The organism is Neptunomonas phycophila, assembly GCF_001922575.1.
Lineage (GTDB): Bacteria > Pseudomonadota > Gammaproteobacteria > Pseudomonadales > Balneatricaceae > Neptunomonas > Neptunomonas phycophila.
Map to the genome: position 1 here is coordinate 1 of NZ_MRCI01000024.1, position 297 is coordinate 297.

2 tRNA genes are annotated in these 297 nt (G+C 51.5%); both read left to right on the forward strand.

What is annotated here, in order from left to right:
* Positions 1–51 precede the first annotated feature (51 nt).
* Positions 52–127 (forward strand) — tRNA-Val (locus tag BS617_RS17940).
* Between the two features lie 44 nt (positions 128–171).
* Positions 172–248: transfer RNA gene (locus BS617_RS17945), tRNA-Asp, on the forward strand.
* Positions 249–297: the final 49 nt, after the last annotated feature.

Here is a 297-nt window from a genome sequence, read left to right on the forward strand (position 1 = left end):
GAGTCAGCTAAATGCTTGTTGGTTCAGTCTAAACAAAAGGCACTTGTTAGCGGGCGTGTAGCTCAGCTGGGAGAGCGTCGCCCTTACAAGGCGAATGTCGGGAGTTCGAACCTCTCCACGCCCACCACTAACAATATGCTGGCACTCGAAAGCGAGTATAAACACAGATGCGGAGTGGTAGTTCAGTTGGTTAGAATACCTGCCTGTCACGCAGGGGGTCGCGGGTTCGAGTCCCGTCCATTCCGCCACTTACTAAAACAGCAATGTTCTGGTAAGCGGTAACTGAGTCAGCTAAAT